Here is a 25,937-nt window from a genome sequence, read left to right on the forward strand (position 1 = left end):
CCTTATAAGTCATTTCGCCTTTTTCAACTTGGGTTACGCCTGACAATTTAAAGGCAAGAGAATAATCTCGTTGAGTACGTCTACTTGTTGTTTTCATGACACTCTCCAATTTCATGTTGGAAATGTGTCAACCATAGTTAGGACGGTACACCAATAAGCAAAAAGCCACTCAATCGAGTGGCTTTTTAGTGTCTGAAACTTTGTGAGTCGTTTCTAGTCTGTGAATACGTTATTCAGTCACAGCTTCTTGTTTGAAGCATGGGCTTTTCAACGTGTTCATCTTTTCGATTTCGTTTGTTAAGCGCAGTGAGAGCAGTGCTTTTTGGTTTGAAGCAAAATCAAACATCACGATAGTCGCTGTTCCAACCGTTGTCAGCTTCTGTTGAGCTTTACTGACAATCGCGTATTCCATAGTAAAACGATCGTCTTGAATATCGGTGACGCGTGAACCCACCATCAAAGTATCAGGGTAGGTAACTGGTCGGAAATACTTACAATAAGTGTCACCAAGAACAGGGCCAACTTTGGTGATAGCCATCTCTTCCATCAGTTCGACATGCTTGAAAAAGTCTAAGCGAGCCGTTTCGAAATAACGAAAATACACCGCGTTGTTAACGTGATTAAGTGCGTCCATTTCTCCCCAAGCGACAGGGATTTCTGTTACTACCGGGTAGTCAGATAATAGTGCTTCCATGCGAACTCTCTTATTGTTATTTACTTATCCTTCGTCGGAATAAGCTGTTATTGGAATAAAAACCCTACCGTCAAATTAACAAAACTGCAACACGTGTGATTCAAGTTTTTGAAGCTCGAAATCACACAATGTCAGTCACTTAGTTACACATGCAGGCAATGGTTAGGTATTAAGGTGTTTGAATTGCAGCTCAACCAAGCGTTGGTACAAATCACAGCTATTGATGAGCGACTGGTGGTCGCCGATGTCTACTAACTGTCCTTTATCAAGTACCGCAATTTGGTCGGCGTGTTTAATTGTTGATAATCGGTGGGCGATAATTATCGTCGTTCTGCCGCGCATTAATTCTTCCAATGCTTGTTGTACATGATGCTCACTTTCACTGTCTAGCGCACTGGTTGCTTCATCCAATAACAGAATGTTTGGGTCTTTCAAGATGGCTCGTGCAATCGCAATTCGCTGACGTTGACCGCCAGACAACCTCACGCCACGTTCACCAAGAAAGCTATGATAGCCATCTGGTAGATTTTGAATGAACTCGTGTGCGTGCGCTTTCTTAGCCGCTTCGATAACTTGTTCGTCGGTCGCATCTGGATTGCCATAGCGAATATTATGGAACACATCGTTACTGAACAGCGCGGGTTGCTGAGGGACAAGTGCCATCTGCTTTCTGAGCTCGTTCGGATCAAACTGATTCAGCTCAATACCGCCTAACGTCACTTTACCTACTTGAGGGTCATAGAAACGTTGCAGCAATTCGAATAGGGTGGTTTTACCTGCGCCAGACGGACCAACTAACGCCAACACTTTACCTTCATGCGCAGTTAAAGAGAGGTTGCTTGTTGCTGGCTGGTCTGGTCTTGATGGGTAACAGAAGGTCACATCGTCAAAAGCGACTTCTGGTGTTAAGTTATCTAGTGATGTTGGGTTTTCGACAGGCGCGACAATATGGCTTTTAACTTGCAGAATTTCGATCAATCGTTCTGTTGCACCTGCCGCACGTTGCAGTTCACCCATCACTTCAGAAATCGTTCCTAACGATGAAGCGACCATAATCGCGTAGAACACAAACGCTGCCAGATCGCCCGCCGACATAGTGCCGTTAATTACATCGCTACCGCCAACCCAAAGCATGCCAGCAATCGCACTGAACACGATTACAATCACGCCTGATATAAGTATCGCGCGCTGTTTTACGCGTTGACGACCAATCTCATAAGCCTTTTCAACTTCAATCGCGAACGATGCTTTCTCTTGTGCTTCTCGGCTGTAGCTTTGTACGGTTTTGATGTGTTCGATCGCTTCGCCTGCATAAGAACCCACATCAGACATTGAATCTTGGCTTTGACGAGAGAGCGCTCTAACTCGACGTCCGTAGACCAAAATCGGGATCAAGATAAACGGCACAGAGGCCAACACGATCAGCGTTAGCTTAATGTTGGTCGCAAACAACATGATGATTGCACCAACACACATCAGCGCGCTACGCATCGCCATAGAGAACGAAGAACCAATAATGCTTTGGAGCAGAGTCGTGTCTGTTGTAATGCGCGACATGATGTCGCCACTGCCATTGGTTTCAAAGTAACTCGGGTGAAGTGTCACAACATGATTGAAAACCGATAAGCGAATATCCGCACTGACACGTTCCCCAACAGAAGAGACCAAGTAAAAGCGGAAGAAGGTACCAATCGAGATCAACACGACGACGACCATGATGAATTGAATCGCGCTGCCTAAGTCTGATAGAGATTGTTGGCTGAATCCTTGGTCGATGAGAAGACGGATACCGTGACCAACCGAAAGCGTTAAGCTCGCGGTGAAGATCAGCGCAATCAACGCTGCAATCACACGGCCTTTATAGGGCTGAATAAATTTGCTCAGCTCTAGCAAAATACTGAGGCTTTTCTTCTCAGGTTTGGGTTCTGGTGCTTGTTGAGTTGTTCGCTGAGTCTGTCGCTGAGTGGATTCGAGCGTTGAAGAGACATCGTTTTGCATATTACTGCCTTAATGTATTGTCGCTTTAAGAATAGATGACTTGTTGCTTGTAGTGCGTGTTGTTCACTGGGAAGCACTTGTTGAGAATAGAACCCATTAAAGCATTTATTACAGGTGGACGCTCCTATGGAAGCTCAATTTCCCAAATTTCATTAAGGCAAAGTAACTCATACGAGATTGGCTAAAAGAAAAATTAGTCATTCTGATCTTCGTGATTTGAAAGACTATTGGGTTATTTAACCCTTATTTTTATTCAAGTAAATCGGCGGTAATAGGGAAGTGCGTTCATAGTTATCTCTGTGCCTGTTGATTTATTAATCAATGATCAAACGTTTGCTTTTTATCTAGAAACGAGCTTTATCAATGACTTGTATTTTATAGATGTTAGACCAGTCATTGAGACTGTTTTTTACGCAATATTTGTTACAAAAATTCAACAAATTAATTTTTTATACATTTTTCTTGCATAAAAGTTCAGTTTAAATAGAATAACCAACAAATGACAATTAATGCAGTAATCTGGCATGAGTATTCAAGTAAAGAGCATCAACAAATCATATGGCGATATCCAAGTTCTTCACGACATCAGTTTTAACTGTGAGAGTGGCGAAACCTTGGTACTGCTTGGCCCGAGCGGCGCTGGTAAGAGTTCACTACTGCGTGTTTTGAACCTGCTAGAAATTGCGGACAACGGCGAATTAGACATTGCGGATGAGCAATTCGACTTTTCTAACCAGATCCAAGAGAAGCAGGGGCTTAAACTTCGTCGTAAAGTCGGCATGGTTTTTCAGCAATACAACTTGTGGCCACACATGACTGTAATGGAAAACTTGATTGAAGCGCCAACTAAAGTAGCTGGCTTAGATAAAGAAGAAGCGATTAAGCAAGCACAAACGGTATTAACGACGTTACAGCTTGCAGACAAAGCAGACGCTTGGCCATTGCAACTGTCTGGTGGTCAGCAACAACGTGTTGCGATTGCACGTGCTCTTATGATGAAGCCAGATGTATTGTTGTTTGACGAACCAACGGCAGCTCTTGACCCAGAGATCACTAACCAAGTTGTTAGCATCATCAAAGAGCTAAGCGGCACTGGGATCACTCAGGTTGTTGTGACTCACGAAGTTGATTTCGCCAAGAAGATTGCAAGCCATGTTCTTTACCTTGAGAAGGGTTACATCGTGGAACACGGCACCAGCGACGCATTTATTAATCCGCAGACTCCAGAGTTTGCTGAATATTTGACTCACTAAGTAAGTCGCTCATTAAACCTAAGCTTACTCATTAAGTCACTGACTAGATTTACCTAAACACAACATCGATTAGAACAATCAAATTATAAGAATGGCCACAGGCCACTATCACAATGTATTCGGAGTAACAAAATGAAAAAGATTCTACTAGCTTCACTTATCGGTCTTGCTTCTTTCAATGCAGCGGCTCAAGAAGAAATCAAATTCGCAATGGAAGCAACTTACGCACCGTTCGAATACATGGATGAGAACAACCAAATCCAAGGTTTTGACGTAGATCTAGCAAACGCACTTTGTGAAGAGATGAAAGCGACATGTACTTTCCACAACCAAGCGTTCGATAGCCTGATCCCAGCTCTTAAATTCAAACGTTACGATGCAGCTATCTCGGCAATGGACATCACTGAAGCACGTCTTCAACAAGTAAACTTCTCTGACGCTTACTACGACAACTCTGCAGCATTCATCTCTATTGAAGGCAAAGTAGCAGACCAAGCAGCACTAGAAGGTAAGCGTATCGGTGTTCAAAACGGTTCTACTCACCAAAGCTACCTACTTGAGCAACTGCCAGGTGTGACAGCTGTACCTTACTCAAGCTACCAAGATGCTTTCATCGACATGAAAAACGGTCGTATCGATTCTGTATTCGGTGACACAGCGGTAGTAGCGGAATGGTTTAAGAAAGAAGACAACCTGACGTACGTTGGTGAGCAAGTAACAAACCAAGAATACTTCGGTAACGGTTTCGGCATCGCAGTAAACAAGAGCAACCCAGAGCTAGTTGCACAGCTGAATACAGCACTTGCAGCAGTGAAAGCGAACGGCGAATACGACAAGATCTTCAACAAGTACTTCGGTAAGTAATATGCAGTTAACGGGTTACTCTTTAGGGCTCGTCGAGGCAAGCTGGATGACAATTCAGCTTGCATTCGTAAGCCTATTGGTTGGATTAGTTTTAGCGGTACTGTTTGCTGGCGGTGAAATGTCTCGTCGTATTGCAATCAAATGGCCGACAACCGCGTTCGTAACAATCGTACGTGGTCTACCAGAAATCTTGGTAGTTTTGTTTATCTACTTTGGTTCAACACAAGTTCTCTTCATGATCACTGGTGATTTTATTGAAGTTAGCCCGTTCTTATCTGGTGTTGTTGCGTTGTCACTTATCTTCGCTTCTTACGCTTCACAAACCATTCGTGGTGCATTGAAAGCAGTAAGTAAAGGGCAGAGAGAAGCGGCGAGTGCATTGGGTATTCCTCAATCTCGCGCATTTTTCAGAATCGTATTGCCACAAGCGGTAAGACACGCACTGCCAGGTTTAACGAACCAATGGTTGGTTCTATTAAAAGACACCGCACTGGTTTCACTGATTGGCGTCACCGATCTACTGAAGCAAGCGCAGTTAACATCAGCCGCAACGCACGAAGCATTCACTTGGTACGCAACGGCGGCAGCTATTTATCTAATCATCACATTGATTACGCAAAGAGCAGTAAAAGTGATTGATGGTAAGTTCTCTATTCAAGGTTTGGGTAACAAAGGGGCAATGGCATGAATCAACAATACCTCTCTCAAATGCTTGAAGGCTTAGCCACCAGTCTTCAACTGACCGGCGCTTCACTACTTGTTGGTTGTATCTTGTCTCTGTTGATGACGGTAACATTGATCTTAAGATTACCTGCAATTCACTGGGTAACACGTGGCATCATCACGTTGTTCACTGGTACGCCGTTATTGGTTCAAATCTTCTTGGTGTATTACGGCCCAGGTCAGTTCGATTGGATTCGTGAAAGCTTTATGTGGGCTTGGCTGAGCCAACCTTGGTTCTGCGCAATGTTAGCCTTGGCTTTGAACACTGCGGCATACAGCACGCTACTGTTCAGAGGGGCATTCAACGCGATTCCAGCAGGGCAGTGGGAAGCATGTCGTGCACTAGGCATGGACAAAATCGCAACACTTAAAGTGCTACTGCCATACGCACTGCGCCGCGCTGTTCCAGCTTACTCGAACGAAGTGATTCTAGTCTTCAAAGGCACATCACTAGCAAGCACCATCACCATCATGGATTTGATGGGCTACGCTCAGCGTATTAACGGCCAAACCTACGACACACTAACCGTGTTCGGTATTGCTGGCGCATTCTACCTAGCAGTAAACGGCATTCTAACGCTGATCTTCCGCCAAATAGAGAAAAAAGCCCTAGCATTCGAAGCTGCATAATCTAGCCACTCACGAGTCTAATTAACGTATAAAGCCTGCCATTTATGTTCGCATAGATGGCAGGCTTTTTTGTGCTTTCAACATGGTCAGGAAGGCTGAGAGCACGTACAGTGCGAGAGGATTATCGCTAGATTCATACCATATGGAAATACTCTATGTTTTGTTATTTAACGCGCTTATCTATGTTTTAAGTCACTGAAATAATGTGATTAATCGTGATAGATTGCCATGCATATGAAACTAGATGGAATAATTCTGTATTTAAGTGCAGAATTTTTCGGTCTGATAGCTGTTATACCGAATAGTGAGGTTCATTTGTACGTAGTTAATATTGAGTATCCAGGCACCTGGATTCAATCTGACAATGATAATAAAGCGTTTGAGCTAAATAATTTGTTATCGTCAATGGAAACGCACCTAAATGACATGGCGATTTCTTTAACAATGTTTGAAGAGGCAGCAAATCGCTCATCAGTTCACCGTGATCACCAGGGAGAGTGGGAAAGGGATAGAGAGTTACGTCAGCAAGTCGAGAGTCATTACAAACAGAGTTTGCCATTTGAGAATGAAATTTATCAGAACTATGATTACCACCGTGCTGAAATCGAAAAACTTGTACGGGAGGAAAAGCTGAAGCGAGGCATCACCCCAAGCTCTTATGAACGTCGATATGTTTTTATTCATGCTCACAGTTTTATCTCTTCAGCTGACTCATTCTCAAAGTTCCTAAATGTACTTGCAGAAGAAAGTGAACTATCTGTAGTTTCTGAAATAGTAGAAGAACTAAATACAAACTTACCTGCCTTGAGAAAGGTTCGAAACAGTGCACAGCATAGTGAGGATAGATCAAGAGGTTATGGTAAGCCTGCGGATGTTCGAAAAAAGAAAAAAATGGACTTGAAGCCAGTTGATAATGGCATGATCAAATCAGAATCAGGGGTGTTAGCGTTAAGTTGTTTAAATGGTAACCGTTTGGGGTATACGATTGACGACGGTTCGTATCAAGAGGTTGAAATTAGCTTAAATACGCTCGCATATTTTAGTGAACTATTTCATAACGTGCTTAATTCCTTTCGATGGCACGGTCCAGCTCGCCTGACACCACACATATGAATTTGGCATAACAATGCGTTTGAGGTTGATTCCTAGCTCTCGGCATTTTTTGCTATGCGTTTATTGATGTGGTTTTGTAGCGTTGCTCCAACTTTAATGCGGCGTGATTCGATTAAAGGAATAAATCAATGAGAGCACCGTTTCAAGTATTAATATTTCCGTATCAAATACTCAATGGACAACCTCGTTACTTAATCGGGCAACGAAGTGATAATGTTGTATGGCAAGCTATTTCAGGCGGTGGTGAAGATAGTGAAACCACTCTTGAGGCAGCAAAGCGCGAACTTGAAGAAGAAGCTAGTTTAATTGGCTGTAATTGGGAGCAATTGGACTCAATGTGTATGCTTCCCAAAGTGTACTATTCTGGTCATGAAGATTGGGCTAATCATCCGTTTGTAGTGCCTGAATATTGTTTTTCAGTTCGGGTGTCTATTGAGCCTAATCTATCAAATGTGCATATAAAACTTCGTTGGTGCGGCTTTCAAGAAGCTAGTGAACTTCTGAAATATGACTCAAACAGAATAGCCTTGTGGGAGCTAAACCAAAGGCTCAGTCGCATGCTTTGAAAAGTCGCATGACAATCTGTTAAATGTGATTCACAACGCATGTCATTTTCCATCCCATAGTTGAGTTCGGTTTTTACGGTGGTAAGTTGAAGCTTTGTCGTCGCATTTCTCGTGCTTAAATGCGGCTTTAGTAGTCAGAAGTAAAAAGGATCTATAAATGGAATTAAAGTATCGTTCAGCCGAGTTCGAAGATTTGGAAAGTCTTGTTGCTTTGCTTTGCTTTCAAATGACCCACTTGGTAGTAAAAGAGAAGATGCGTCTATACCGTTGAATCGTGGCTATATTGAAGCGTTCGAAGCGATTGCACGAGACCCAAACAACGAATTACTTGTTGTTGAACTGGAAGACTCTCTAGTTGGGATGCTTCAACTAACCTTTATTCCGTATCTGACGCATATTGGTAGTTGGCGTTGTCTTATCGAAGGTGTTCGAATCCATAGTGACTATCGTGGACAAGGTTTCGGTGAGCAAATGTTCGGACACGCTATCGAGCTGGCAAAAAACAAAGGCTGTACAATCGTTCAGTTAACAAGTGACAAGCAGCGCCCTGATGCAATCAGGTTCTATGAAAAACTTGGATTCAAAGCAACGCATGAAGGGTTCAAACTCGCGTTGTAGGCTGTCTGATTACAATCTGCGTCAGTGATTCATTTCAATCTTCTTCACCTTTAGCATGATGTATTAGCCCAGTATGAACAAACGAGAACTACAACAAAATGACAAGTGGCTACAAAGCTAGGTGGCAGCAAGTACAAGTGTTATCTTGGGATTTACCGACTAATAAATTGTTCATGGAGTGGATAGATGGGAACTCTAATAGGCTTGATCGTTTTAGTGGCGATAGATTGGTACCTGGTTCGTAAAACAGGGCTTCATATCCATCAATGGGTTTCTAAAAAGTATGCTGAGCATTTAGATGACAAAGAAAATCACAAATAGAGCCTACTAGGGTAACTGCCTAACTTTATGTGTTTTCTTAAAGCTCAATATTGACAAGGATCGACTATGAAAAATGCAAAAGCAGATGCTTCTTTGTATCTACTAACAGGCTTACTACAAAGGTTAGAAAGTGGTAATCCGGGTCTGGTCGATGGAATGCGAAAAGGGGTACAGAGTGACAAAGATAAATTGTCTCCAGAGACCCCAGACCATGATCATATTTTAGATATATTTTACGAAGCTGAATTATTGCTAACGCGTATTCAAAGTCTGAATAAACAGTAAAGTAGGTTTGAGAGTAGAGCTTTAGGTTTTCTTGAACTCTTACATTGGACAAGAATTGGTATAACCAAGGTGCCATTTAGTCCGGAACTTAATCCTCGCGTTACATTGGTTTGATAAAAGTCTGAGTCACTCATCGAGTAGTCGAGTGATAAGTGCATTCCAGGTGCGCTATTTTTGGTAATTAACATTCCCTGTCGATTATCGAATTTTCATCAAACCAACTATTAAGACAGGGAACGGAAATGAACAGAATAACTTGGACTGCGCTTGTACCGGTTTTGCTATCAATGGCATTGGTATTTAACACTTATAGCTATGGAAGCCAGAGAGACTTAGAAGCGATCACTGTGTCGTTGGCGTTGGCTGCACCTTTGATTTTTACCTTTGTATTGGTTTTCTTATTTTGTCGAGATAGTGTCGCTGATAGATATACGTTACTCGGAACCGTCGCAATTTGCGTGCATCTCTTTACAGCGCTGCTCCATTTATTTTGGAACGGATTCATGTTGACAGATGTGGTTAACAAAGACGGGTTAGGGCCTGCTCAAGGCTATTCAGGTTTGATACTTTGGATTGGCAGTATCAAGGCGATGTTACTTGGCTTGGTTGTTGCCATATGTCTGCATTACGTACCTCTGATATTTAGAAAGCTAACTGTAAGATAAGGTTAGCTCTACTATTAACACGTTCGCCTAAAGGAGTTTGAACGATGTTTTACAGTAAGGAATTAAACAAAGGATTACTTTTGATCCTCGGTCTGATTAGCGTGTTTATCGTTTTAACCTCTGATAGTGGTTACGGAGCCTTGTTTGCTCTGTCAATCAATGCCTTAATTGCCGTTCTGTTTTTCTCCATGACCATTGAACTCAAAAGCGACATACTGACTTGGTATTTCGGCTTTGGGTTCTTACGCAAAACAGTGAAGGTATCTGAAATCCTCGACACATCTTTTTACCAAACGAAGTGGTATCAAGGGATTGGTATCCGAATGTTGAGTGATGGATGGCTGTATAATGCATCAATTGGCTCGGCGTTGAAGTTAAGCTTAAGTGATGGCAAACAGCTTTATATCGGCTGTAAGAATACAGAAGACTTGAAGCGCGCCTTGAGCAAGTGCGTCTAGCGAAACGAAATACACGCGTTGGTTTTTATTGGTAAGGTAAGTTGTGATTGAATTTAAAACGGTAGGTCTTTTTGTCGTTACGGCGATAGCGGAAATAGTAGGGTGTTATTTACCTTACCTGTGGCTAAGGGAAGATAAGAGTATTTGGTTACTGATCCCCGCGGCAATAAGCCTTGCCGCATTTGCTTGGTTACTCACGTTGCATCCTACGGCGACTGGGCGTGTTTATGCGGCTTACGGCGGTGTGTATATTTCGGTGGCATTAGTTTGGCTATGGCTAGTTGATGGTGAAAAACCGACAACGTGGGATATGGTTGGCGGCTCGATCGCACTGCTTGGTATGGCGATTATTATGTTCGCACCTAGAAACGTGTAATCAGACAATAGTATTGGCGAGTGTTGAATCGCGTATTCTTAAGGAAGAGTTAGGTAGTATGGAAAAAGTTGATTGGCACAAGAATCATATTGATGAGAATACGTTGATCACGGATAGCTACAAAACGACTCAGAATGTTCGTCGATTTTTCAAATCCCAGTTTGGTGAGCAGTTTAAGTTTGACCGTGATTTCATGCATTGGATGAAGAGTTCAACAGGATTGACGATGGGTGATGCCGTGCAAGAGTGGGCGAAGCGCAACCAAGTCAAATAGTTTCGTTTGAGATGAATACTAAAATACCGCTGATGGATTCAGCGGTATTTTTTTGCTTATTGCTTATTGCTTAGGTGAGTAGTGTATCGATTTTCTAATTCAGAGAAGCTACTTCGACACTTTGTGTTTCGCTTGCGACTTTCCAGTCACCGCCCAGTGCTTTGTACACTGCGATTGTGGTATTAGCCGTTTGTAATTTAGCGGCCACTTGGCGGTCCTGCATCATTTTTTGTTGCCTTTGAGCGTCCAATACCGACAAGTAGTCCACTAAGCCAGCCTTGTATAACGACTTGGCTTTGCTGACTGCGTTATCGACAGCGAGGGTGGCTTCATCAATGCGCTTTTGATTCTCCTGGCTGCGACCGTATGCGAACAAGCTTGAATCTACTTCAGCGAATGCGCTGTCTACCGAATGTTGGTAGTTGAGTGCTGCTGAGCGAAATCTTGCCTCGTTCATATCTACCAAAGCTTCACCTCGGCCACCATCGAACACATTCCAACTAATGCCTACAGACGCAGCCCAACCCAGTGAATCGCTACTGAACAAGTCATCAAAGCTTCCCGCTGTTACGCCTGGTGTGCCAGTTAGGAAGAACTTTGGATAGCGATTGGCAATACTCGCACCAAGCTCTTCGTTAATCGCAGCCATTTCACGTTCGGCAATCCTGATGTCAGGGCGTTGCTCTAACAAGTCAGACGGTATCCCTGTTGGGATAACATCTTTCATTCTTGGTAAGGTAAACTCGCCCGATAAACGCTGGTTGACGTTCGCTAGCGATTCACCCAACAACACCGCCATACGCTGCTTGTGAACTTGTTCGGCAATTTCTAACTGCGGAACAATCGACTCTGTAGCTGCTAGCATCGCTTTGGCCTGTGCGAGATCTAACTCAGAGCCATAACCGCTGCGAACCACTTTGGTTACCAACTCAAGTGTGCGTTGTTGGTCTTGGATGTTGTCCATTGCTATCGCTTTGCGTTCTTGCGCGCCGCGGTATTGCAGGTAGTTGTGAATCACGTCTGCGGTGATTAGTGTGTTTAAGCCTGATTGGAATATCTCAGCTTGTTCTACTCGGATTGTTGCTGCGTTGGATTGTCTGTCGATACGCCCAAACAAATCCATTTCCCACGCAATACTTGCGCCTAAAAAGCCACCATCGTGTTGTGCTTCAAGCAACGACATACCTGTGGCCGATTCAACTGCGTCTGATGCTCCAAATACAGGGCCGAGTAGGGAGTCATTCTCACTGAGTTGGTAGTTGTAGTAACCACCACCGACATTTACGGTCGGGACTTTAAAAGATTCAACAACACTCTTATAGGAGTTCGCCATATTGATCCGCTCAGCAGCTAGTTTGAGTGGTATGTTTTGGCTTTGCACATCAGAAACTAACTGGTTGAGTGTCGGGTCATTGAACTGCATCCACCAATGGTTGTGTTGTTGATTTGCCTCACTATGGCTTTCACTGTCTTGACTATACAAGAAGGTCTCTGCCATCGTGGTTTGCGGCTCTTCGTATTCAGGTCCAACCGCACAGCCTGTCAGTAACAAGGCTAGGGCAATAGGAGCCACTTTAAACTTAGGTAATAGATACATGTTTATTGCTCCTTATTGAGTAATGTTGGTTTGCTGGTTGTCTTTATTGCTAGGCGTTGCATCAAGCATGACCACCGCATCTTTAATGGCGTCAGACACACTTACCTTCTCTTCAGCTTGGTAGAAGAGTTTGTATAACGCAGGCATAACGAACAGAGACAACACGGTTGCAGCCGCCAAGCCACCGATAATCGTTGCGGCCATTTGGTCAAACAGTAGATCCGTAAGTAGCGGGATCATGCCAAGTGCAGTGGTGAGTGCGCCCATTGAGATTGCCATAGTACGGTTTACCGTTGCTTCTTTGATGGCCTCCGACAATGAACGACCGTCTTGACGTTCAAGTTCAATCTGGTCCATTAGTACAATGCCGTTTTTGATGATCATGCCTGTTAGCGTGACCGCGCCGATCAATGCCATAAAGCCGAATGGTTTATCCAATAACAACAAGCTGAATGTCGCACCCGTCGCCGCAAGCGGTAGAGTGGTCAGAATAATCACTGGTTGTTTAAAGCCGTTAAACATCGCGACCAGAATAATCACCATCAACAGCATCGCTTTTGGCAGTTGTTTTAGGATGTCACTGACCGCCTTATGCTCGTCGTAGTATTCGCCACCCCATTCAAGGCTGTAGCCCGGTGGAAGCGCGATGGCTTCAATGTCATCGATTACTGAGTTTCTAACGGCAGCAGGAGTGGTGTAACGGCCAACACCGGCTTGTGCGGTAATGGTTTTCACTCGGTCACGACGCCAAATCATGGTTTCTTCACTCGTCAGTTCGAAACCATCCACCACTTGCCCTAAAGGCACGCTGTGTAAGCCCAATAGTGAACGAACAGGCAATGTTTCTAGTGATTCTAGGTTACGATCTGTGCCTCGAAGTTGAATGGTGATCAGCTCATCGTTGAGGTTCATTCGACCCAATGGCATGCCTTCGGAAGCGCGCTTCATAGCGAATGCGATGTCTGCTCGGTTGATACCAGCCTGACGAATCTTGTCTTGGTTGATGATTGGCTCAAGCACTTTGCTTTTTTGTCGCCAATCGTCACGCACGTATTTGGTATCAGGGTGCGCTCTTAAGATGGCTTTCGCTTGGTTCGACAGATCGTGCAGCACGGCAACATCTGGGCCTGAAAAGCGAGCTTCGACACTGAATTTATCTGAGGTCGCTAGTTTTAAACCTCGGAATCGCGGATCAGCGTCGGGAAACTCTTTCGCTAGCCACTTGTCACCACGAGCAATCAGGGTGCTGAGTGATTGATAATCAACAGCGTTAATCAAGATCTGACCATAAGCAGGGTCGAACGGTTCAGGCTCAATGGTTACCGAGAAACGCGGTGCGCCAGCGCCCACATAGGTTGAAATATTAGTCACTTCTGGTTGTTCAAGTAGCCATGCTTCAATGCGTTCAATGTCTTGTGAGGTTTGCTCTATCTTCGCTCCATTCGGTAGCCAGTAATCAAGGAACAAGATAGGGCGATCCGCTTGCGGGATGAAGTTGATCGCTATATTCGGAATTGCCAACGCGGTGACCAGAATAAGTGGGACGAGTGCAGTCAACGCTTTGATTGGATTATCGACCGTCCAGTTGACGCTTTTACGGTATAAGCTCACTTTAGTGTCGGTTTTTTGTTTGGTTGGTTTGATGAACATCCAGCACATTAGAGCGGTGAAGGTCATTGCTACGAACCAAGACAACAGTAGCGAAGACGCAATGATTAAGAATACTGAACTGGCAAATTCAGCGGCATCGGTCTGAGAGAAGATAACCGGGCTCGCACCCATAATCGCAATCACTGTTGCACCAAACAAGGGTGTCGCGGTCTCTTTAACAGAATCAATGGCTGCTGTAGTTCGGTCGATACCTTTGTTGATCTTCACGATCATCATATCGGTAATTACAATCGCATTATCAACTAACATACCAAGCGCAAGGATAAACGTACCCAGCGACACACGGTGCAAATCGATCGCCGCGATGTTCATGTAGATAAGCGTGAGTAGAATCGTCAATAGCAGGCTTGAACCAACAATCGTTGCACTCTTTAAACCCATGAAAATCGACAACACAACAAACACAATCGCGACACTTTCAAGTAGGTTGCTTACGAAGTTATCTATCGATTTCTGAACTTCTTCAGGTTGGTTTGCAACGGTTGCGACTTCCACACCTAAGGGCAGCGATGCTTGGAACTCGTCAACCACTCGATTGATATCGTCACCCAAAGATACAACGTTTACGCCAGATACAGGGCTCATTGCAAGAGTGACGGCTGGTACGCCGTTGTAGCGGTTTTCCGTCATCATTGGTTCTTGGTAACCCATAGTCACATCAGCAATGTCACCAAGTCGAATTAGACCTGTCCCCAAATCACTGACACCACCTTTGATCATAAGGTTGTTAATATCAGCGAGTGAAGTGAATTGGCTAGATTGCTGAACACGAATACGCTCACTGCCCGCAGCAAATTTACCCGCATCAAATGTTGCGTTTTGTGTATTGAGTTGACTCCAAACCTGAGCCATCGACAAACCATATTGCGCTAAACGTTCGTCCGGAATATCGATATGCACTACGCGAGGTTGAACGCCATGCAGCTCTACTTTTTTAATGCCGTCTACGGTTTTAATGCGACGTTGTAACTCTTCTGCATAAGTGCGTAGTTCTGAAGGAGAAGCGTCTTGGCCGTACACAGAGAAAAGCATGCCGTACACTTCAGAAAACTCGTCTTGCACAATGCTGATTTGTGCTGTGCTCGGTAGAAGCATTTTCATGTCAGATACTTTTCGACGCAGTAAATCCCAATCTTGTGGCAGTTCTTTTGAGTTCAACGATTCTTTTAAATCGACAAACACCATCGACATACCGGGGCGGGATAACGAGCGTAGGCGATTTAAGTTCGCCATTTCTTGAAGCTTTGTTTCAACCGTATCTGTTACCTGTTGTTCCACTTCTTCGGCTGAGGCACCGGGGTAGAGCGTAACAACAACGGCCGTTTTGACAGTGAAGCTAGGGTCTTCGAGCTTACCGAGGTCAAAATAAGAGTACAGGCCAGCGATAACACTTAATACAGTGAAGAACAGGACGAAGGTTCGTTGCTTTATGGCAAAGTCAGCTAAGTTCATGGTGCGTACCTACAGATCTTTTACTTGGATTGATGAGAAATGTTGACCTTCTTGCACGTACTGCGCGCCACTCACCACCACATAGTCGCCATTGTGAAGTTCTGATTCGACACACGCGGTATTCTTACCGAATGACGCGACATTGACGGGCACAGAGATGGCTTGCGAGTTCTTGATGGTGAATACCTGTTCGTTGCCTGACTGGTTAACTATAGACGAATAAGGCAGGCAGAAATTGTCGCTGCTTTCACCCAGTTGTGTGGTGAGGGTAACCGCTTTACCTGGCAACAGACTGAGAGTGTCACCATTTGTTAAATCGTCTAGACGATAGGTGACCGAATAAGTTTGTTTGATTGGATGAGGGAGTGTAGAAATCTCAGTCGCATGACCAGTAATAGACTTCTCTGCGTGATACCAACTGATGGTTGCTTGTTGTTCGGCTTTGAATTGATGAATCAGGTTTTCAGGTACATCAATGGTCACCTCAAGCTGTTCTGGCTTGTGGATAGTGAAAACCGAAACACCCGGCAGCACTTGTTCGTATTGGTCGAAATTAGAAGAAGCCACCACACCACCGAATGGGGCAAGCAGACGAGTGTAGCGAACCGAGTCTTTTGCTCGTCGTATGTTTTGTTGAACTACTTTTACGGCGGCTTCGCTGCGTTCATAGCCGCTGATCGCTCGGTCTAGGTTTACGTCCGCAATCGCATTGTCATCAATCGCTTGTTTTACGCGAGCTAATTCTGCTTTTGCGAGTTTATGTGCTGATTTGGCTTCTAACGCGCGTGCTTGTAATTCTTCCAACGCCACTTGGTAATCGTGTGGGTCTAACTGAGCAATCGCTTGACCCTTTTTCACGCTATCGCCAGTTTTGACTAGTAATTCTTGAATGGTGCCGGGAACACGAAAAGCCACACCTGCCGTTTCAACCGACTGAAGTTTGCCTGTGAAGGTTTTGCTGGCTTGTTGAGGTTTCGACTCAAGTTGTACGACTTGAATTGGACGCTCTTCCGTTACTTTAGATGAATCTGCTGTTGGCTCCGTAGAAACAGACTGGTTGCAACCGATAAGAGGGAGAAGAGTGGCTGCGAGTAGAGAGTAGCGATAGATGGACATCATGAATTGCTCCTAAATATTGATGGAGCAATTCTATCGAGATGAAGACTAGAGATAATCAGTGCTAATGGTATAACACTGTCACACTATTCGTGACAATAATTAGAGATTTGGTAATTCTTGTAATAAGAAATCAATCAATAATTGGCTGGCGTGGCTGAGTGCTTTGCGTTGTGGATACAACAACCAAGCTTCTTCTTGTTGCATGGTGTGATCAGGAAAAAGATTGATCAGCGAGCCTTCTTTAAGTTCTTGTCTCACCATCAATTGAGGCAATAACGCGATACCTCGATGACGGGTAGACGCACCTTTCACAAAACCAATACTGTCACTAACGATAGACGGTTCTACCTTTACAACTTGGCCTGATATTTCCCATTCCTTATCAACATCACCACTTGGCCAACGGAAACAGACAAACGGAAATTTAGACAGCTCTTCAAGCGTTGTAGGTTTACCTGATTTAGCAATGTATTCAGGGCTAGCAACGAAAATACGCTGTAAATCCATGACCTTACGCGCAACAACATTAGAATCACTCAAACGACCGCCATGCATCGCAAGGTCTAACCCTTGTCGATACATGTCGATAAAACCGTTACTGATGCTGCGAATATCAAGTTCAATCTCTGGGTAAAGGTCTTGGAATTTGAATAGGGTGGCTTGAACGATGTCACCGGTTTCAGGCAGCAAACCTATTTTGACTCGACCATGTGGTACTTCCAACAAGTTGGAAGCCATGTGATTGGCCTTTTCAAGTGCGCTTAAGGCTTTCAATAGCTCGTTGTAATAGAGTTCGCCAGATTTTGTGACTGACAAACTGCGTGTTGTACGAAAGAACAACTGAATGTTCAAAGACTTCTCTAAGTCATTGATGCGGCGACTAACGTTCGCTCTTGGCAGGTCTAATGCATTCGCAGCAGCGGTAAAGCTACCCAGCTCAACCACGGTGGTGAACAATTTAAGATCTTCGATTTTCATTGAAAGGTCCTTCGAACACAGGCTAAGAATGTTTCGCGGTATCGTATATCAAATGGTATATAAAATCGAAAAAAAACCAATGAGTAATTAACGACTCATTGGTTTTAATAGGGCTTGAATCAAAAACCGTGGGACTAGGTGAGACGGATACTGACAATTGACTGCAAAGTCTAGTTTTAACGGCCTCGGCCATCGACCATCACTACAATGGTCTTAGTAATTATGCTTAGGTCAGCAGCGATCCAAGATTTCATTGAACACAGGCTTAATGCATAACTGTGGTCGAAGCCAACTTTACGACGCACATCTTCAATGCAGGTGTCATAACCTTGGTTTACTTGTGCAAGCCCTGTAATACCAGGCATTACGCCATAAGTTCGGTCAGCAAAGTACGGAATCTCATTCTCTAGCTTGTTGTAAAAAGTAGGGCGTTCTGGGCGAGGGCCAATTAGCGACATTTCACCTTTAAGCACATTGAACAACTGTGGTAGCTCATCAAGACGTGTCTTTCTCAAGAAGCGTCCAACGGGTGTGATTCGTGGGTCATTCGCGGTAGCCCAAACTGCACCAGAGCGAGTTTCTGCATCTTCATACATGCTGCGGAACTTCATGATTTCAAATATCTCCATTTTCTCCGGTGTCGATTTACCTACACGCAGTTGACGGTAGAAAATAGGGCCACGAGAAGTGAGTGCAATCGCCATCGCAATCAACGGAAACACTGGTGCTAGCAAAATCAAAGCAATCAGTGAGCTTATGAAATCGAAAGTACGTTTAGCACGTGAGATTTTGTATTGGTATAGGTTTTGGGTAGATAGTTGGTCTATGTTTATCATGGTCAGTCCTTAACGATTAGCTCGAGTCCAAGGTGAGTTTTCTAGTCCAAGTAGGTAACGTAAGCCACCAATAAAGTTGGCGTAATGACCAACGACTAAGTATGAAATTAACGAAATAGGTTTGTTGATTAGGCTTTTCGGTAGAATGCATCCCAATAAACCGATGCTGTATACAACAACTTGCGCCCAAAGCAACACTTCAAATAGCAGGTAGTCTTTAAGCAAGATTGAGCACACCAAACATACGATCATTAGGTATGGTGTTAGCAGTCGTAGGCCTTTGCCAGAGAAGAACGCAAAAGCGATGCCTTTAAACTTGGGGCTGAACAAGCCGAACAAACGTATCGCTTGCTGCATGTTGCCTGCTGAAATACGTAAGCGTCGGTTAAAATCAGTCTTTAAATTGGACTCTTCTAGCTCTAACGCGACCATCTGTGTTTCGTACTCTGCGATATAACCTTGTTTAACGATTTGCATAGGTAAAATGAAATCATCGTTAATGGTATTAAGTGGCAGTGGCGTAAAGAGTGCGGTTCTGAACAGGTAGAATGCTCCGTGCGAACCTAGGCTAGACCCCAGTGATGCCTCACACTGTTTAACGGCTGTTTGATACTGCCAGTAGGTGTTTTCTCCCTCGTTACCTGTTGGGCATAATTGGTATGTTGCATTTACTACACCCACCGCGTCACTTTCAAAGTGAGCCGCTGCAATTAGCAACGCATCCAATGAAATCAGTGCTGAAACATCACTAAGTGCTGTAATGTCGCTAGTAATATTTGTCACTTCTTCGTTTACTACGGCCACTTTACCTCTGTTTTGTGTGTGGTCGTGTATCTCAAAATGGATGTCGCTACACATCGCTTCTTGGATGGTCATCTGAGCAATGTCGACGGTTTTATCGGTACAACCATCACAAGCAATGATCACTTCCAACTTCTTCTTTGGATAATCTAACGAAGCGAGATTACGAATCTTGTCTGCTATCCATTGCTCCTCATTAAAAGCGGGAACAAGAATGGTGATAGTAGGAAGTGTGCAGTCTTGTTGTGCCTCTTTGTAACAACGCGAGCTTTCAGCAACTTGGCGTGCAGGATGACGTTTCGCGTACCAACGCAGCAAAATAGGATAGGCCGCATGATGGTAAATAATCAGCATTCCTGCGAACAAACATAAACCAGCGAGTACCCAATCAATCATGCGTAAGCTCCTTCTGAGATGTCGTTGTAAGACGAAACCATTTTGATGATGTCGAAGTTTTTCAGAATATAAGAACGAGGAGAAAGAAATCGTGCACGTTCGTTCTCTAACAAGGCATGGCTTAACCCTATAATACTTCCACTTTTCACTAGCTTACCGCTGATTGGGCATAAGGTTTCATCGACAGCGCCTACATTCATAGCGACGGTAGGGATGTTACATGCTTGAGCCTCAAGCGTTGAAAGCGGTAATCCCTCATGACGTGAAGGTAGGCAGAAAGTATCGAGCGCACCGTAAAAAGTCGTCATGTCATCAACCAATCCAAGAAAGATGACCCGATCGCTCAAGTTGAGGTTGTTAGCCAATCGTTCTAATTGGTTGCGTTTAGAGCCGTCGCCAGCAAAAGCGACGATGGTATTTTTAGGCAGCAGTGCAAGCGCTTGAATCAGTTGATCTTGACCTTTAACGTGCTCCAATCGACCTGCACAACCAACGATGTTCTTGTCTTGTGGCAGGCCTAACGTTGTTCGTGCGTCTATTTTCGACATCGGCTTAAACTTGCTGCAGTCCACGCCGTTCTTGATGGTAATGATGTTCTCATATGCGAAAGCAGAACGGAGTTGGTTGTAAACACGGGTAGCATCTGCCACTAAAGTAGGACGAGCTGCTTTGAGTGCTAATGCTTGTAAGCGTCGGCGCTTGTCGTCTTGAAGGTGCCAAGCATCATGTTCAGTATGAATTCGAGTAGAAACCCCCGATACACGAGCCGCGTAACCTGCGTAGAGCAGAGGACCTATGTGATGCGTGTGTACAACGTCAGGGCGAATTCCTCTAAATGCTTTGATGAGCTTTATGATGACGTTGAATTGAACGCCGGGCTCTTTGTCTAAAAACACTATTTGATTGTGGTAGGGCTTGAGCTTCGGCCAATTTTTGATGGATTCTTCTTTAGTGCCTTCAAGACTGACGATCAACACTTGATCGGTTGGCTTAGCAAGGCGCAGTAGGTCTAGGGTCAGTGTCTCCAAGCCGCCCGGTGCAAGGTGCTGAACAACATGTATTATCTTTTTGCCATTCTTTGTGAGTTGCTTTCCCATAACTTCGCCCCTTACGCTAACGTTCTAATGTTTCTTTTAAGCTTCTAAAATCGGTCTGAAGTTATCATTGCACGCTGCGTGCCAAATAATTAGTTGCTATTTTTCATGGGGTTACAACTCTCAGTTGTTAGGTGGTGATTAATTCTCAAAATGGGAATCAAAACAGAAGGCAAGTATGGAGCTGCGGAAAGAAGGTTGAAGGGTGTGAAACCTTTGGAGGAGCCTTACCTTAACAAGCAATATCAGAAACGAAAACACCAACGTGTTGTTGGTGTTTTCGCATACATGATTAGCTGGTTAACAAAGACCCAACGACTTAACTCATTTTGGGAATAACGGTTATCACAGGAACACCCAAAATGTCTTCAATTTCGCTTTTGCGTTTGATTGAAGAGTCGAAAAGTTCGAACAGGATAGCTAAACCTGCACCTAAGCCAATACCCGCAATTAAACCAGCAAGGATAAATATGAATGTCGGCATGTTAGATTTGATGCTCGGCGTAAAGGGTAAATCAATGATCTTCACACGTTTGTTTTCTTCAAATACACCAAGAGATCCCGTTAACTGCGCCATTTCGTAACGCTCAGTCAGTTCATCATAAAGTTGACGTTTGATATTCACATCACGTTGCAAGCGATACATCTCTTTGGCGTTTTCACCAAAGTTATTGGCTTTGTTTTCGAGTTCAAAAATCATAGTGCGAAGGCTTTTGGTTTCTTCATTTAAAGATTCAAAACGTGCTCGAACTAATTGCAGGCTGTGTAATTGGGTGACTAATAAAGGTTTTGTATCTGAAAGATTATTCAATGTGGTACTACTTGCGATATCCCACAACTGGTCGTTATTCATGCTTGGTTGTTTTAGTTCTAATAACACCTTTCTTTCATTTTCAAGTCGTTCTAACTCGCGAACTTTTGCCTGCACTGCGCTGTGTTGGTCAGTGTATTTGGCTTGTAACAAAGTCAAAGCGCTACGGATATCGATGATCTGATCTTCTAATCGTCCGATAACAGGGTTCGTTTTTGAAAGTTGTTGGTCTATCGAACCGAGGCTTTTTTGTACGCCTGATAGTTCGGCTTCTTTCTCAGCCAGTGTTTGTTTCAACGAGGCTAATCGATTCAAACTTTGACTCTGAACTTCTGGAGTTGAATGGACGTTTTCGTTCACATACAACGCGAGTGCTTCTTCTGCTTGTGCGAGTTCAGCGCTTCGTTCATCTATGTGAATTTTAAGGAAACTACTGGAGTCTTGGATAGAAGAGCGTTCTGGCGCTAGGAGTTGCTCAATGAAATGTTCACTGACCGAACGCAGCGTTGCCTCCATGCCTACTGGCGTATCTGAGCTTAGGCTTATCTTTAGGAAGTCTTTCCCTAGTTGTGTGACGGACAAACGTTGAGATAAGTCAGTAATGATCTCTTGTTTTTCTATATCCGACATATCGGGTGTTGTTAGCTCAAGTTCTTGCGCCACAGAATAAAGTACATGTCGACTGTGCAATAGGGTGCGAAGTGCACTCATGCGGTCTTTCAGCATGGTGGATACCGCGATGTCTTCAAGAAAAGGGTTCATCTTAGCGGTTTCTTGAATCAACATACTGGTATGCGCGTCGTATTTGGTTGGGGCTAGCTTACTCACACCAAACCCAACGAAAGGCAGAATAAGAATCGGCACCAAGATAACGTAACGTTGACGCCAAGCTGCATTTAATAGAACCAACAGTCGTAGTTTTAGGTTATTCATAATAGCTCCAACATCCAATGCACGAAGTTACCGCGGTTTTTCCAGCTATCTTTTTCAACGACAGAGATGGGTGAATTGTTCAGGTGGCGCGCATGGTCAAGTGCACAAATCATTTGGTTTGCACTGCCTACAGTGGTTACGTGCTCTTGATAGGGATCCAGAGCAGGAAATGGTGTAGCTACGATTGGCGTTCCTGCTGCTAGGTATTCCATAAGCTTAAGTGGGCTACAAGCTCGAATCTGCTCATTATCAACGAACGGTAATAAGCTCACATCCCAGTGCTGCGAATAGCTTGGCAGAGTGTGGTGTGGGCGAGGGCCTAAGTAATGCACATTACTCAACTTTGGTAGCATTAGCGTATCAAGCTCGTTTGGGCCAATGAATACAAAGTCCCATTCAGGCGTTGCACTGGCGACGCGTTCTATCATGTCGTAATCGAGCCACTTTGAAAGGCTGCCGTAGAAACCAGCAATAGGGCGATGACTGCTTGGCAGATCTGTTGCTCGAGGCGCGGGCGTTGAAAAAAGACTCACATCAACACCATGCGGCAAAAGCTGTGTTTTGTCTTCTGGGAACTTAGTCATCAACTTATCGCTAGCTGCAAAGATTAGGTCTGCTTTTTCTATTAGCTCTGATTCATGCTTGGCTACCGTGTTGTGATCGACACCAGCCAACGCACTAAAATCATCACCACAGTAATAAACCACCGATGACTCACCTAAGTGCCCACACAAATCAACCGCTGTAGGAAGGGAGGTCCATAGAATCGGCGCTTCCAGTTTGAGTTCAGCAATGATCGGTTTTAACTGATGTAACATCATAAACTTGGCCAGCTTTCTTGAGATTTCGGAGTCTGGTGCGGGTATCGTTTTTAAGTTAACGACGGTAATGTTGTCGTGCCCCTCAGAATCAAGCATGTTCTGCGTTACCGCTTTAGTCTTACCAAACAACTTGTTAAACGCTCGTGTGGCATCTTTTGCTGACAGCTTCGGTTGTCTTAAGCCAATCGAGTTAACCCATAACACTTTATGGCGTAGTGCCAAATGACGCACCAGATGTTGTGTTGATGATGGAAGGCCACCGAAGTCTTCTCCGAATACAATGAGATCACGCATGGTCACCTCCATGAGTTTCTAATGAATCGAATACGTCTGACTCTGTCACTTCTACTGATTTTATCTGTCCTACCACTCGCGCCGGGTTACCCGCAGCAATAGCAAAAGCAGGGATACTTTTCGTTACGACACTGCCTGCAGCAACCACAGCGCCTTCACCAATGGTGACTCCGCCTTTTACCGTAACATTCGTACCTAGCCATACATCTTGTTCAAGAATGATATCGCCGATTTGTTGTGGGTCGTCGCCTTCGCCTTGTGCTCTGCGTTTCGCATCGAGAGGGTGGCCAGAGTAACCAAACAGGAATGCTCCACCTGCAATACGAACGTTATCTGAGATGATTACGCGCTTACCGACTGCAATCGTTGACTGCCAGCCGATATCGACATTGTTACCAATAGACAACAGTGGGTGCTCTAAACCTTCTAGTGGTTGGGTACATCCAGAAAATGTTGTGTGGCCAGACACTCGACAATCATCGCCGATAGAAATTTGTAGTGGGCCGCTTACGAACGGCAGACCGCCATACAGATATAAACGTCTACCGCATTGGGCGACTCGTCCTTTGAATGCAGGCGTCCAATAACAAAAGCGCGTAACCCCGCCGATGATGTTCACAATAAGTTTGTGTACTTGGTATAGAGCGCGATTGAGAATTTTAGGGGTCGGTAATTCTGCACTTCTGATATTTTTCAAAATGAAAAACACATTCCGAATTCGAGAATTAGGGTGAAACTTAAGCCAATGTTTGAATTGGTGGATAGATGCTGACGTCATAATGAAACTCCTTTTGTATTGTTATATAGGAGTACTTTCATATACTGTGCCATAAACTAATTCATTATTTTTCAATTGGTTAAAGTTTGGCTTTTAGCTTTTCTCATTTTGACAAGCAGTTTGGGATACGTTGGAAACACATACAGTGAGTGCGGCGAGGATGTAAATGGGCCAATTGAAGCCTTGAGTTAGGAAGGTTCCCGACACAATAGTACCGATAAGGCCAGCGTAAACAGCGTAAGCCACAGCGTTAAGTTCCGGTGGCACGCGTGTCGTAGAGTTTGAAAGCCTTGCGAGCGTTGCACGAGAGGTTTTAATCAAGGAGACAATCAGAATGACAAAAACAATCAGGCCGATGAAGCCCGTTTCGGCTAAAACGCCAAACCAAGTACTGTGCACTGCGTGATTCAGACCGTCCCAATGAGAGCTGTAAAAGAAGTAGTTAGAGAAGAAGTTGTTTAGCCCAACGCCGGTCAGTGGATTGTCTATCGCCATTTTTATCGCTGCTTCCCATGCGTAGATTCTACCCATGGCGGATTCATCGATGCCTTGCTCTGCTGCGCCGCCAGACGCTCGATCGGAGATTCCCGCAACCAGATAAAGTACAACGGCGGCAACTGAACCTAACGAAATCAACAAGACTTTAGAACGAACCAACTTCCAGGCAAAAATACCAATTACAGCGATACACCCCAATAATCCACCGCGGCTTTGAGTCGCTATAATTGCTGCAAGCAACAAAATACACACTAAAGCACTGATAATTCGTTTGAAATAGGAAATACCCGGTGTACTTGCTTGGCTGATTGTGAAAGCGAGTGGAAACATAAGTACCAGCGACAGATCGTTCGGGTCACCGAGCATAGAACCAAAATCTCGTCCTATTGTGACCCTTGAACCTTCAACCAATCCTATACCGTTTATGGAGTTGTAGACCGCAATTGCGCTGACTAAGGCTCCGGCGTAAATGATAGTCGTCGCCGTTTTCGCCAAATTCTCTGTGGTATTCACGAGCCAAGCAATCGCGAGGGTCATGACAATGATCTTCCAATAAACGCCCGTGAATTCTGCTAATGCAATAGGTCTATTCGAGGCAAAAACAACCCCTATGGTGGTTAAAACCCAGAATATCGCAAGCCAATTGAATGAATGGTGCCAAAAGATCTTCAGTTCTCTACTGACCACTGAATGCCATAAAAGGGCGGACAGAGCGCCCATCGATAACAGCAGAGGTATTTTAAGCGGATAAAGTTGTGGTAACGCCTCATGAATACGGAAGAAGGAAAACACCACAAACAAAAGTACAAACCAAAACGCTTTGTTGATAACGAAAAGAGCACCCAAAGGAATGAAAGCAAGGACAATCACTACTACTGGGTGAGGGATCAGATACCAAGCAACGCCAATAATCAGGCTCAAGAAGGAAAGCCCGACAATCAACGGTATTCGATTCACTTGGTCTCGCATTGTATTTTCCTTCACCTAGCTCACTTCCAACTAAATAAAGTAATAGCAAGG

The 25,937-nt window shown here is 44.3% G+C and carries 25 protein-coding genes and 1 pseudogene; 13 read left to right on the forward strand and 13 right to left on the reverse strand.

Going from position 1 to position 25,937, the window contains the following annotated elements:
* Positions 1-229: 229 nt before the first annotated feature.
* Both L1D37_RS20430 and L1D37_RS20435 read right to left on the reverse strand, forming a co-directional pair.
* Entirely contained in the window at positions 230-694 is a 465-nt protein-coding gene (locus L1D37_RS20430) for an acyl-CoA thioesterase (protein ID WP_017061819.1), read from the reverse strand.
* Positions 695-856: 162 nt separating this feature from the next.
* Complete coding sequence (locus L1D37_RS20435; RefSeq protein WP_239848995.1) at positions 857-2,692, reverse strand: ABC transporter ATP-binding protein/permease; 1,836 nt, start codon at positions 2,690-2,692, stop codon at positions 857-859.
* Between the two features lie 524 nt (positions 2,693-3,216).
* On the opposite strand from L1D37_RS20435, the gene artP reads away from it, so the two are divergent.
* From artP to L1D37_RS20495, 13 genes and pseudogenes are all read left to right on the forward strand, one after another.
* Complete coding sequence (gene artP, locus L1D37_RS20440) at positions 3,217-3,945, forward strand: arginine ABC transporter ATP-binding protein ArtP (protein ID WP_239848996.1); 729 nt, start codon at positions 3,217-3,219, stop codon at positions 3,943-3,945.
* Between the two features lie 132 nt (positions 3,946-4,077).
* On the forward strand, positions 4,078-4,809 hold the full coding sequence (locus L1D37_RS20445) for an arginine ABC transporter substrate-binding protein (protein ID WP_008217791.1): 732 nt from the start codon (positions 4,078-4,080) through the stop codon (positions 4,807-4,809).
* A gap of 1 nt (position 4,810) precedes the next feature.
* Positions 4,811-5,497, forward strand: a complete 687-nt coding sequence (gene artQ, locus L1D37_RS20450; protein WP_176681234.1) for an arginine ABC transporter permease ArtQ — start codon at positions 4,811-4,813, stop codon at positions 5,495-5,497.
* Positions 5,494-6,162, forward strand: coding sequence for an arginine ABC transporter permease ArtM (artM, locus tag L1D37_RS20455; RefSeq protein ID WP_176681233.1), 669 nt, complete (start codon positions 5,494-5,496; stop codon positions 6,160-6,162). Before artQ ends, artM begins: the two co-directional genes overlap by 4 nt.
* A gap of 228 nt (positions 6,163-6,390) precedes the next feature.
* Positions 6,391-7,275 carry a hypothetical protein gene (locus L1D37_RS20460; RefSeq protein ID WP_239848997.1) on the forward strand — a complete coding sequence of 295 codons (885 nt, stop codon included), beginning with the start codon at positions 6,391-6,393 and terminating at the stop codon, positions 7,273-7,275.
* Between the two features lie 128 nt (positions 7,276-7,403).
* A complete protein-coding gene (locus L1D37_RS20465) occupies positions 7,404-7,841 on the forward strand; it encodes an NUDIX pyrophosphatase (RefSeq protein WP_239848998.1) in 438 nt (145 codons plus the stop codon).
* A gap of 157 nt (positions 7,842-7,998) precedes the next feature.
* A pseudogene (locus L1D37_RS20470) lies at positions 7,999-8,459 on the forward strand (GNAT family N-acetyltransferase).
* A gap of 186 nt (positions 8,460-8,645) precedes the next feature.
* Entirely contained in the window at positions 8,646-8,780 is a 135-nt protein-coding gene (locus L1D37_RS24045; protein ID WP_275665548.1) for a hypothetical protein, read from the forward strand.
* A 66-nt stretch (positions 8,781-8,846) separates the two neighbouring features.
* The gene (locus L1D37_RS20475; protein ID WP_239848999.1) at positions 8,847-9,065 is read left to right on the forward strand and encodes a hypothetical protein; all 219 of its coding nucleotides are present in this window, start codon (positions 8,847-8,849) and stop codon (positions 9,063-9,065) included.
* 242 nt (positions 9,066-9,307) lie between these two features.
* Positions 9,308-9,730, forward strand: a complete 423-nt coding sequence (locus tag L1D37_RS20480; RefSeq protein WP_210444150.1) for a hypothetical protein — start codon at positions 9,308-9,310, stop codon at positions 9,728-9,730.
* A 44-nt stretch (positions 9,731-9,774) separates the two neighbouring features.
* Positions 9,775-10,188, forward strand: a complete 414-nt coding sequence (locus L1D37_RS20485) for a hypothetical protein (RefSeq protein ID WP_239849000.1) — start codon at positions 9,775-9,777, stop codon at positions 10,186-10,188.
* A 43-nt stretch (positions 10,189-10,231) separates the two neighbouring features.
* Positions 10,232-10,564: a YnfA family protein gene (locus tag L1D37_RS20490; RefSeq protein ID WP_132968395.1), complete on the forward strand. Its 333-nt coding sequence runs from the start codon at positions 10,232-10,234 to the stop codon at positions 10,562-10,564.
* 58 nt (positions 10,565-10,622) lie between these two features.
* Positions 10,623-10,838, forward strand: a complete 216-nt coding sequence (locus tag L1D37_RS20495) for a DUF6434 domain-containing protein (RefSeq protein WP_239849001.1) — start codon at positions 10,623-10,625, stop codon at positions 10,836-10,838.
* A 94-nt stretch (positions 10,839-10,932) separates the two neighbouring features.
* On the opposite strand, the gene L1D37_RS20500 is transcribed toward L1D37_RS20495, so the two are convergent.
* The 11 genes from L1D37_RS20500 to L1D37_RS20550 all read right to left on the reverse strand — a co-directional run bounded on the left by L1D37_RS20500 (position 10,933) and on the right by L1D37_RS20550 (position 25,886).
* Positions 10,933-12,435, reverse strand: coding sequence for an efflux transporter outer membrane subunit (locus L1D37_RS20500; RefSeq protein WP_239849002.1), 1,503 nt, complete (start codon positions 12,433-12,435; stop codon positions 10,933-10,935).
* Positions 12,436-12,447: 12 nt separating this feature from the next.
* The gene (locus L1D37_RS20505) at positions 12,448-15,558 is read right to left on the reverse strand and encodes an efflux RND transporter permease subunit (RefSeq protein ID WP_239849003.1); all 3,111 of its coding nucleotides are present in this window, start codon (positions 15,556-15,558) and stop codon (positions 12,448-12,450) included.
* A gap of 9 nt (positions 15,559-15,567) precedes the next feature.
* Positions 15,568-16,677 carry an efflux RND transporter periplasmic adaptor subunit gene (locus L1D37_RS20510; protein WP_239849004.1) on the reverse strand — a complete coding sequence of 370 codons (1,110 nt, stop codon included), beginning with the start codon at positions 16,675-16,677 and terminating at the stop codon, positions 15,568-15,570.
* Positions 16,678-16,776: 99 nt separating this feature from the next.
* Positions 16,777-17,655, reverse strand: coding sequence for a LysR family transcriptional regulator (locus L1D37_RS20515; RefSeq protein ID WP_048658695.1), 879 nt, complete (start codon positions 17,653-17,655; stop codon positions 16,777-16,779).
* 176 nt (positions 17,656-17,831) lie between these two features.
* Positions 17,832-18,491, reverse strand: coding sequence for a sugar transferase (locus L1D37_RS20520; RefSeq protein WP_239849005.1), 660 nt, complete (start codon positions 18,489-18,491; stop codon positions 17,832-17,834).
* Between the two features lie 9 nt (positions 18,492-18,500).
* Positions 18,501-19,688: a glycosyltransferase family 2 protein gene (locus L1D37_RS20525; RefSeq protein ID WP_239849006.1), complete on the reverse strand. Its 1,188-nt coding sequence runs from the start codon at positions 19,686-19,688 to the stop codon at positions 18,501-18,503.
* Positions 19,685-20,785, reverse strand: coding sequence for a glycosyltransferase (locus L1D37_RS20530; RefSeq protein ID WP_239849007.1), 1,101 nt, complete (start codon positions 20,783-20,785; stop codon positions 19,685-19,687). The genes L1D37_RS20525 and L1D37_RS20530 overlap by 4 nt, the downstream gene beginning before the upstream one ends.
* Positions 20,786-21,101: 316 nt before the next feature.
* The gene (locus tag L1D37_RS20535) at positions 21,102-22,526 is read right to left on the reverse strand and encodes a chain-length determining protein (RefSeq protein ID WP_239849008.1); all 1,425 of its coding nucleotides are present in this window, start codon (positions 22,524-22,526) and stop codon (positions 21,102-21,104) included.
* Positions 22,523-23,641: a glycosyltransferase gene (locus tag L1D37_RS20540; protein ID WP_239849009.1), complete on the reverse strand. Its 1,119-nt coding sequence runs from the start codon at positions 23,639-23,641 to the stop codon at positions 22,523-22,525. The genes L1D37_RS20535 and L1D37_RS20540 overlap by 4 nt, the downstream gene beginning before the upstream one ends.
* A complete protein-coding gene (locus tag L1D37_RS20545) occupies positions 23,634-24,419 on the reverse strand; it encodes an acyltransferase (RefSeq protein ID WP_239849010.1) in 786 nt (261 codons plus the stop codon). Before L1D37_RS20545 ends, L1D37_RS20540 begins: the two co-directional genes overlap by 8 nt.
* A 93-nt stretch (positions 24,420-24,512) precedes the next feature.
* Positions 24,513-25,886 (reverse strand): O-antigen ligase family protein, encoded by a 1,374-nt coding sequence (locus L1D37_RS20550; protein ID WP_239849011.1) that lies wholly within the window; start codon positions 25,884-25,886, stop codon positions 24,513-24,515.
* Positions 25,887-25,937: the final 51 nt, after the last annotated feature.

The sequence above is a fragment of the Vibrio sp. Isolate33 genome, assembly GCF_022397895.1.
In the GTDB taxonomy this organism is placed as follows: Bacteria; Pseudomonadota; Gammaproteobacteria; order Enterobacterales; family Vibrionaceae; genus Vibrio; species Vibrio pomeroyi.

Excerpts from the sequence above, each read along its gene's own strand:
- L1D37_RS20500 (WP_239849002.1), bottom strand. The coding sequence starts at position 12,435 with ATGTATCTATTACCTAAGTTTAAAGTGGCTCCTATTGCCCTAGCCTTG.
- L1D37_RS20520 (WP_239849005.1), bottom strand. The coding sequence starts at position 18,491 with ATGATAAACATAGACCAACTATCTACCCAAAACCTATACCAATACAAA.
- L1D37_RS20495 (WP_239849001.1), top strand. The coding sequence starts at position 10,623 with ATGGAAAAAGTTGATTGGCACAAGAATCATATTGATGAGAATACGTTG.
- L1D37_RS20550 (WP_239849011.1), bottom strand. The coding sequence starts at position 25,886 with ATGCGAGACCAAGTGAATCGAATACCGTTGATTGTCGGGCTTTCCTTC.
- L1D37_RS24045 (WP_275665548.1), top strand. The coding sequence starts at position 8,646 with ATGGGAACTCTAATAGGCTTGATCGTTTTAGTGGCGATAGATTGGTAC.
- artP (WP_239848996.1), top strand. The coding sequence starts at position 3,217 with ATGAGTATTCAAGTAAAGAGCATCAACAAATCATATGGCGATATCCAA.
- L1D37_RS20545 (WP_239849010.1), bottom strand. The coding sequence starts at position 24,419 with ATGACGTCAGCATCTATCCACCAATTCAAACATTGGCTTAAGTTTCAC.
- artQ (WP_176681234.1), top strand. The coding sequence starts at position 4,811 with ATGCAGTTAACGGGTTACTCTTTAGGGCTCGTCGAGGCAAGCTGGATG.
- L1D37_RS20535 (WP_239849008.1), bottom strand. The coding sequence starts at position 22,526 with ATGAATAACCTAAAACTACGACTGTTGGTTCTATTAAATGCAGCTTGG.
- L1D37_RS20485 (WP_239849000.1), top strand. The coding sequence starts at position 9,775 with ATGTTTTACAGTAAGGAATTAAACAAAGGATTACTTTTGATCCTCGGT.
- L1D37_RS20475 (WP_239848999.1), top strand. The coding sequence starts at position 8,847 with ATGAAAAATGCAAAAGCAGATGCTTCTTTGTATCTACTAACAGGCTTA.
- L1D37_RS20515 (WP_048658695.1), bottom strand. The coding sequence starts at position 17,655 with ATGAAAATCGAAGATCTTAAATTGTTCACCACCGTGGTTGAGCTGGGT.
- L1D37_RS20445 (WP_008217791.1), top strand. The coding sequence starts at position 4,078 with ATGAAAAAGATTCTACTAGCTTCACTTATCGGTCTTGCTTCTTTCAAT.
- L1D37_RS20530 (WP_239849007.1), bottom strand. The coding sequence starts at position 20,785 with ATGGGAAAGCAACTCACAAAGAATGGCAAAAAGATAATACATGTTGTT.
- L1D37_RS20430 (WP_017061819.1), bottom strand. The coding sequence starts at position 694 with ATGGAAGCACTATTATCTGACTACCCGGTAGTAACAGAAATCCCTGTC.
- L1D37_RS20505 (WP_239849003.1), bottom strand. The coding sequence starts at position 15,558 with ATGAACTTAGCTGACTTTGCCATAAAGCAACGAACCTTCGTCCTGTTC.
- L1D37_RS20525 (WP_239849006.1), bottom strand. The coding sequence starts at position 19,688 with ATGATTGATTGGGTACTCGCTGGTTTATGTTTGTTCGCAGGAATGCTG.
- L1D37_RS20540 (WP_239849009.1), bottom strand. The coding sequence starts at position 23,641 with ATGCGTGATCTCATTGTATTCGGAGAAGACTTCGGTGGCCTTCCATCA.
- L1D37_RS20480 (WP_210444150.1), top strand. The coding sequence starts at position 9,308 with ATGAACAGAATAACTTGGACTGCGCTTGTACCGGTTTTGCTATCAATG.
- artM (WP_176681233.1), top strand. The coding sequence starts at position 5,494 with ATGAATCAACAATACCTCTCTCAAATGCTTGAAGGCTTAGCCACCAGT.
- L1D37_RS20465 (WP_239848998.1), top strand. The coding sequence starts at position 7,404 with ATGAGAGCACCGTTTCAAGTATTAATATTTCCGTATCAAATACTCAAT.
- L1D37_RS20435 (WP_239848995.1), bottom strand. The coding sequence starts at position 2,692 with ATGCAAAACGATGTCTCTTCAACGCTCGAATCCACTCAGCGACAGACT.
- L1D37_RS20460 (WP_239848997.1), top strand. The coding sequence starts at position 6,391 with ATGCATATGAAACTAGATGGAATAATTCTGTATTTAAGTGCAGAATTT.
- L1D37_RS20510 (WP_239849004.1), bottom strand. The coding sequence starts at position 16,677 with ATGATGTCCATCTATCGCTACTCTCTACTCGCAGCCACTCTTCTCCCT.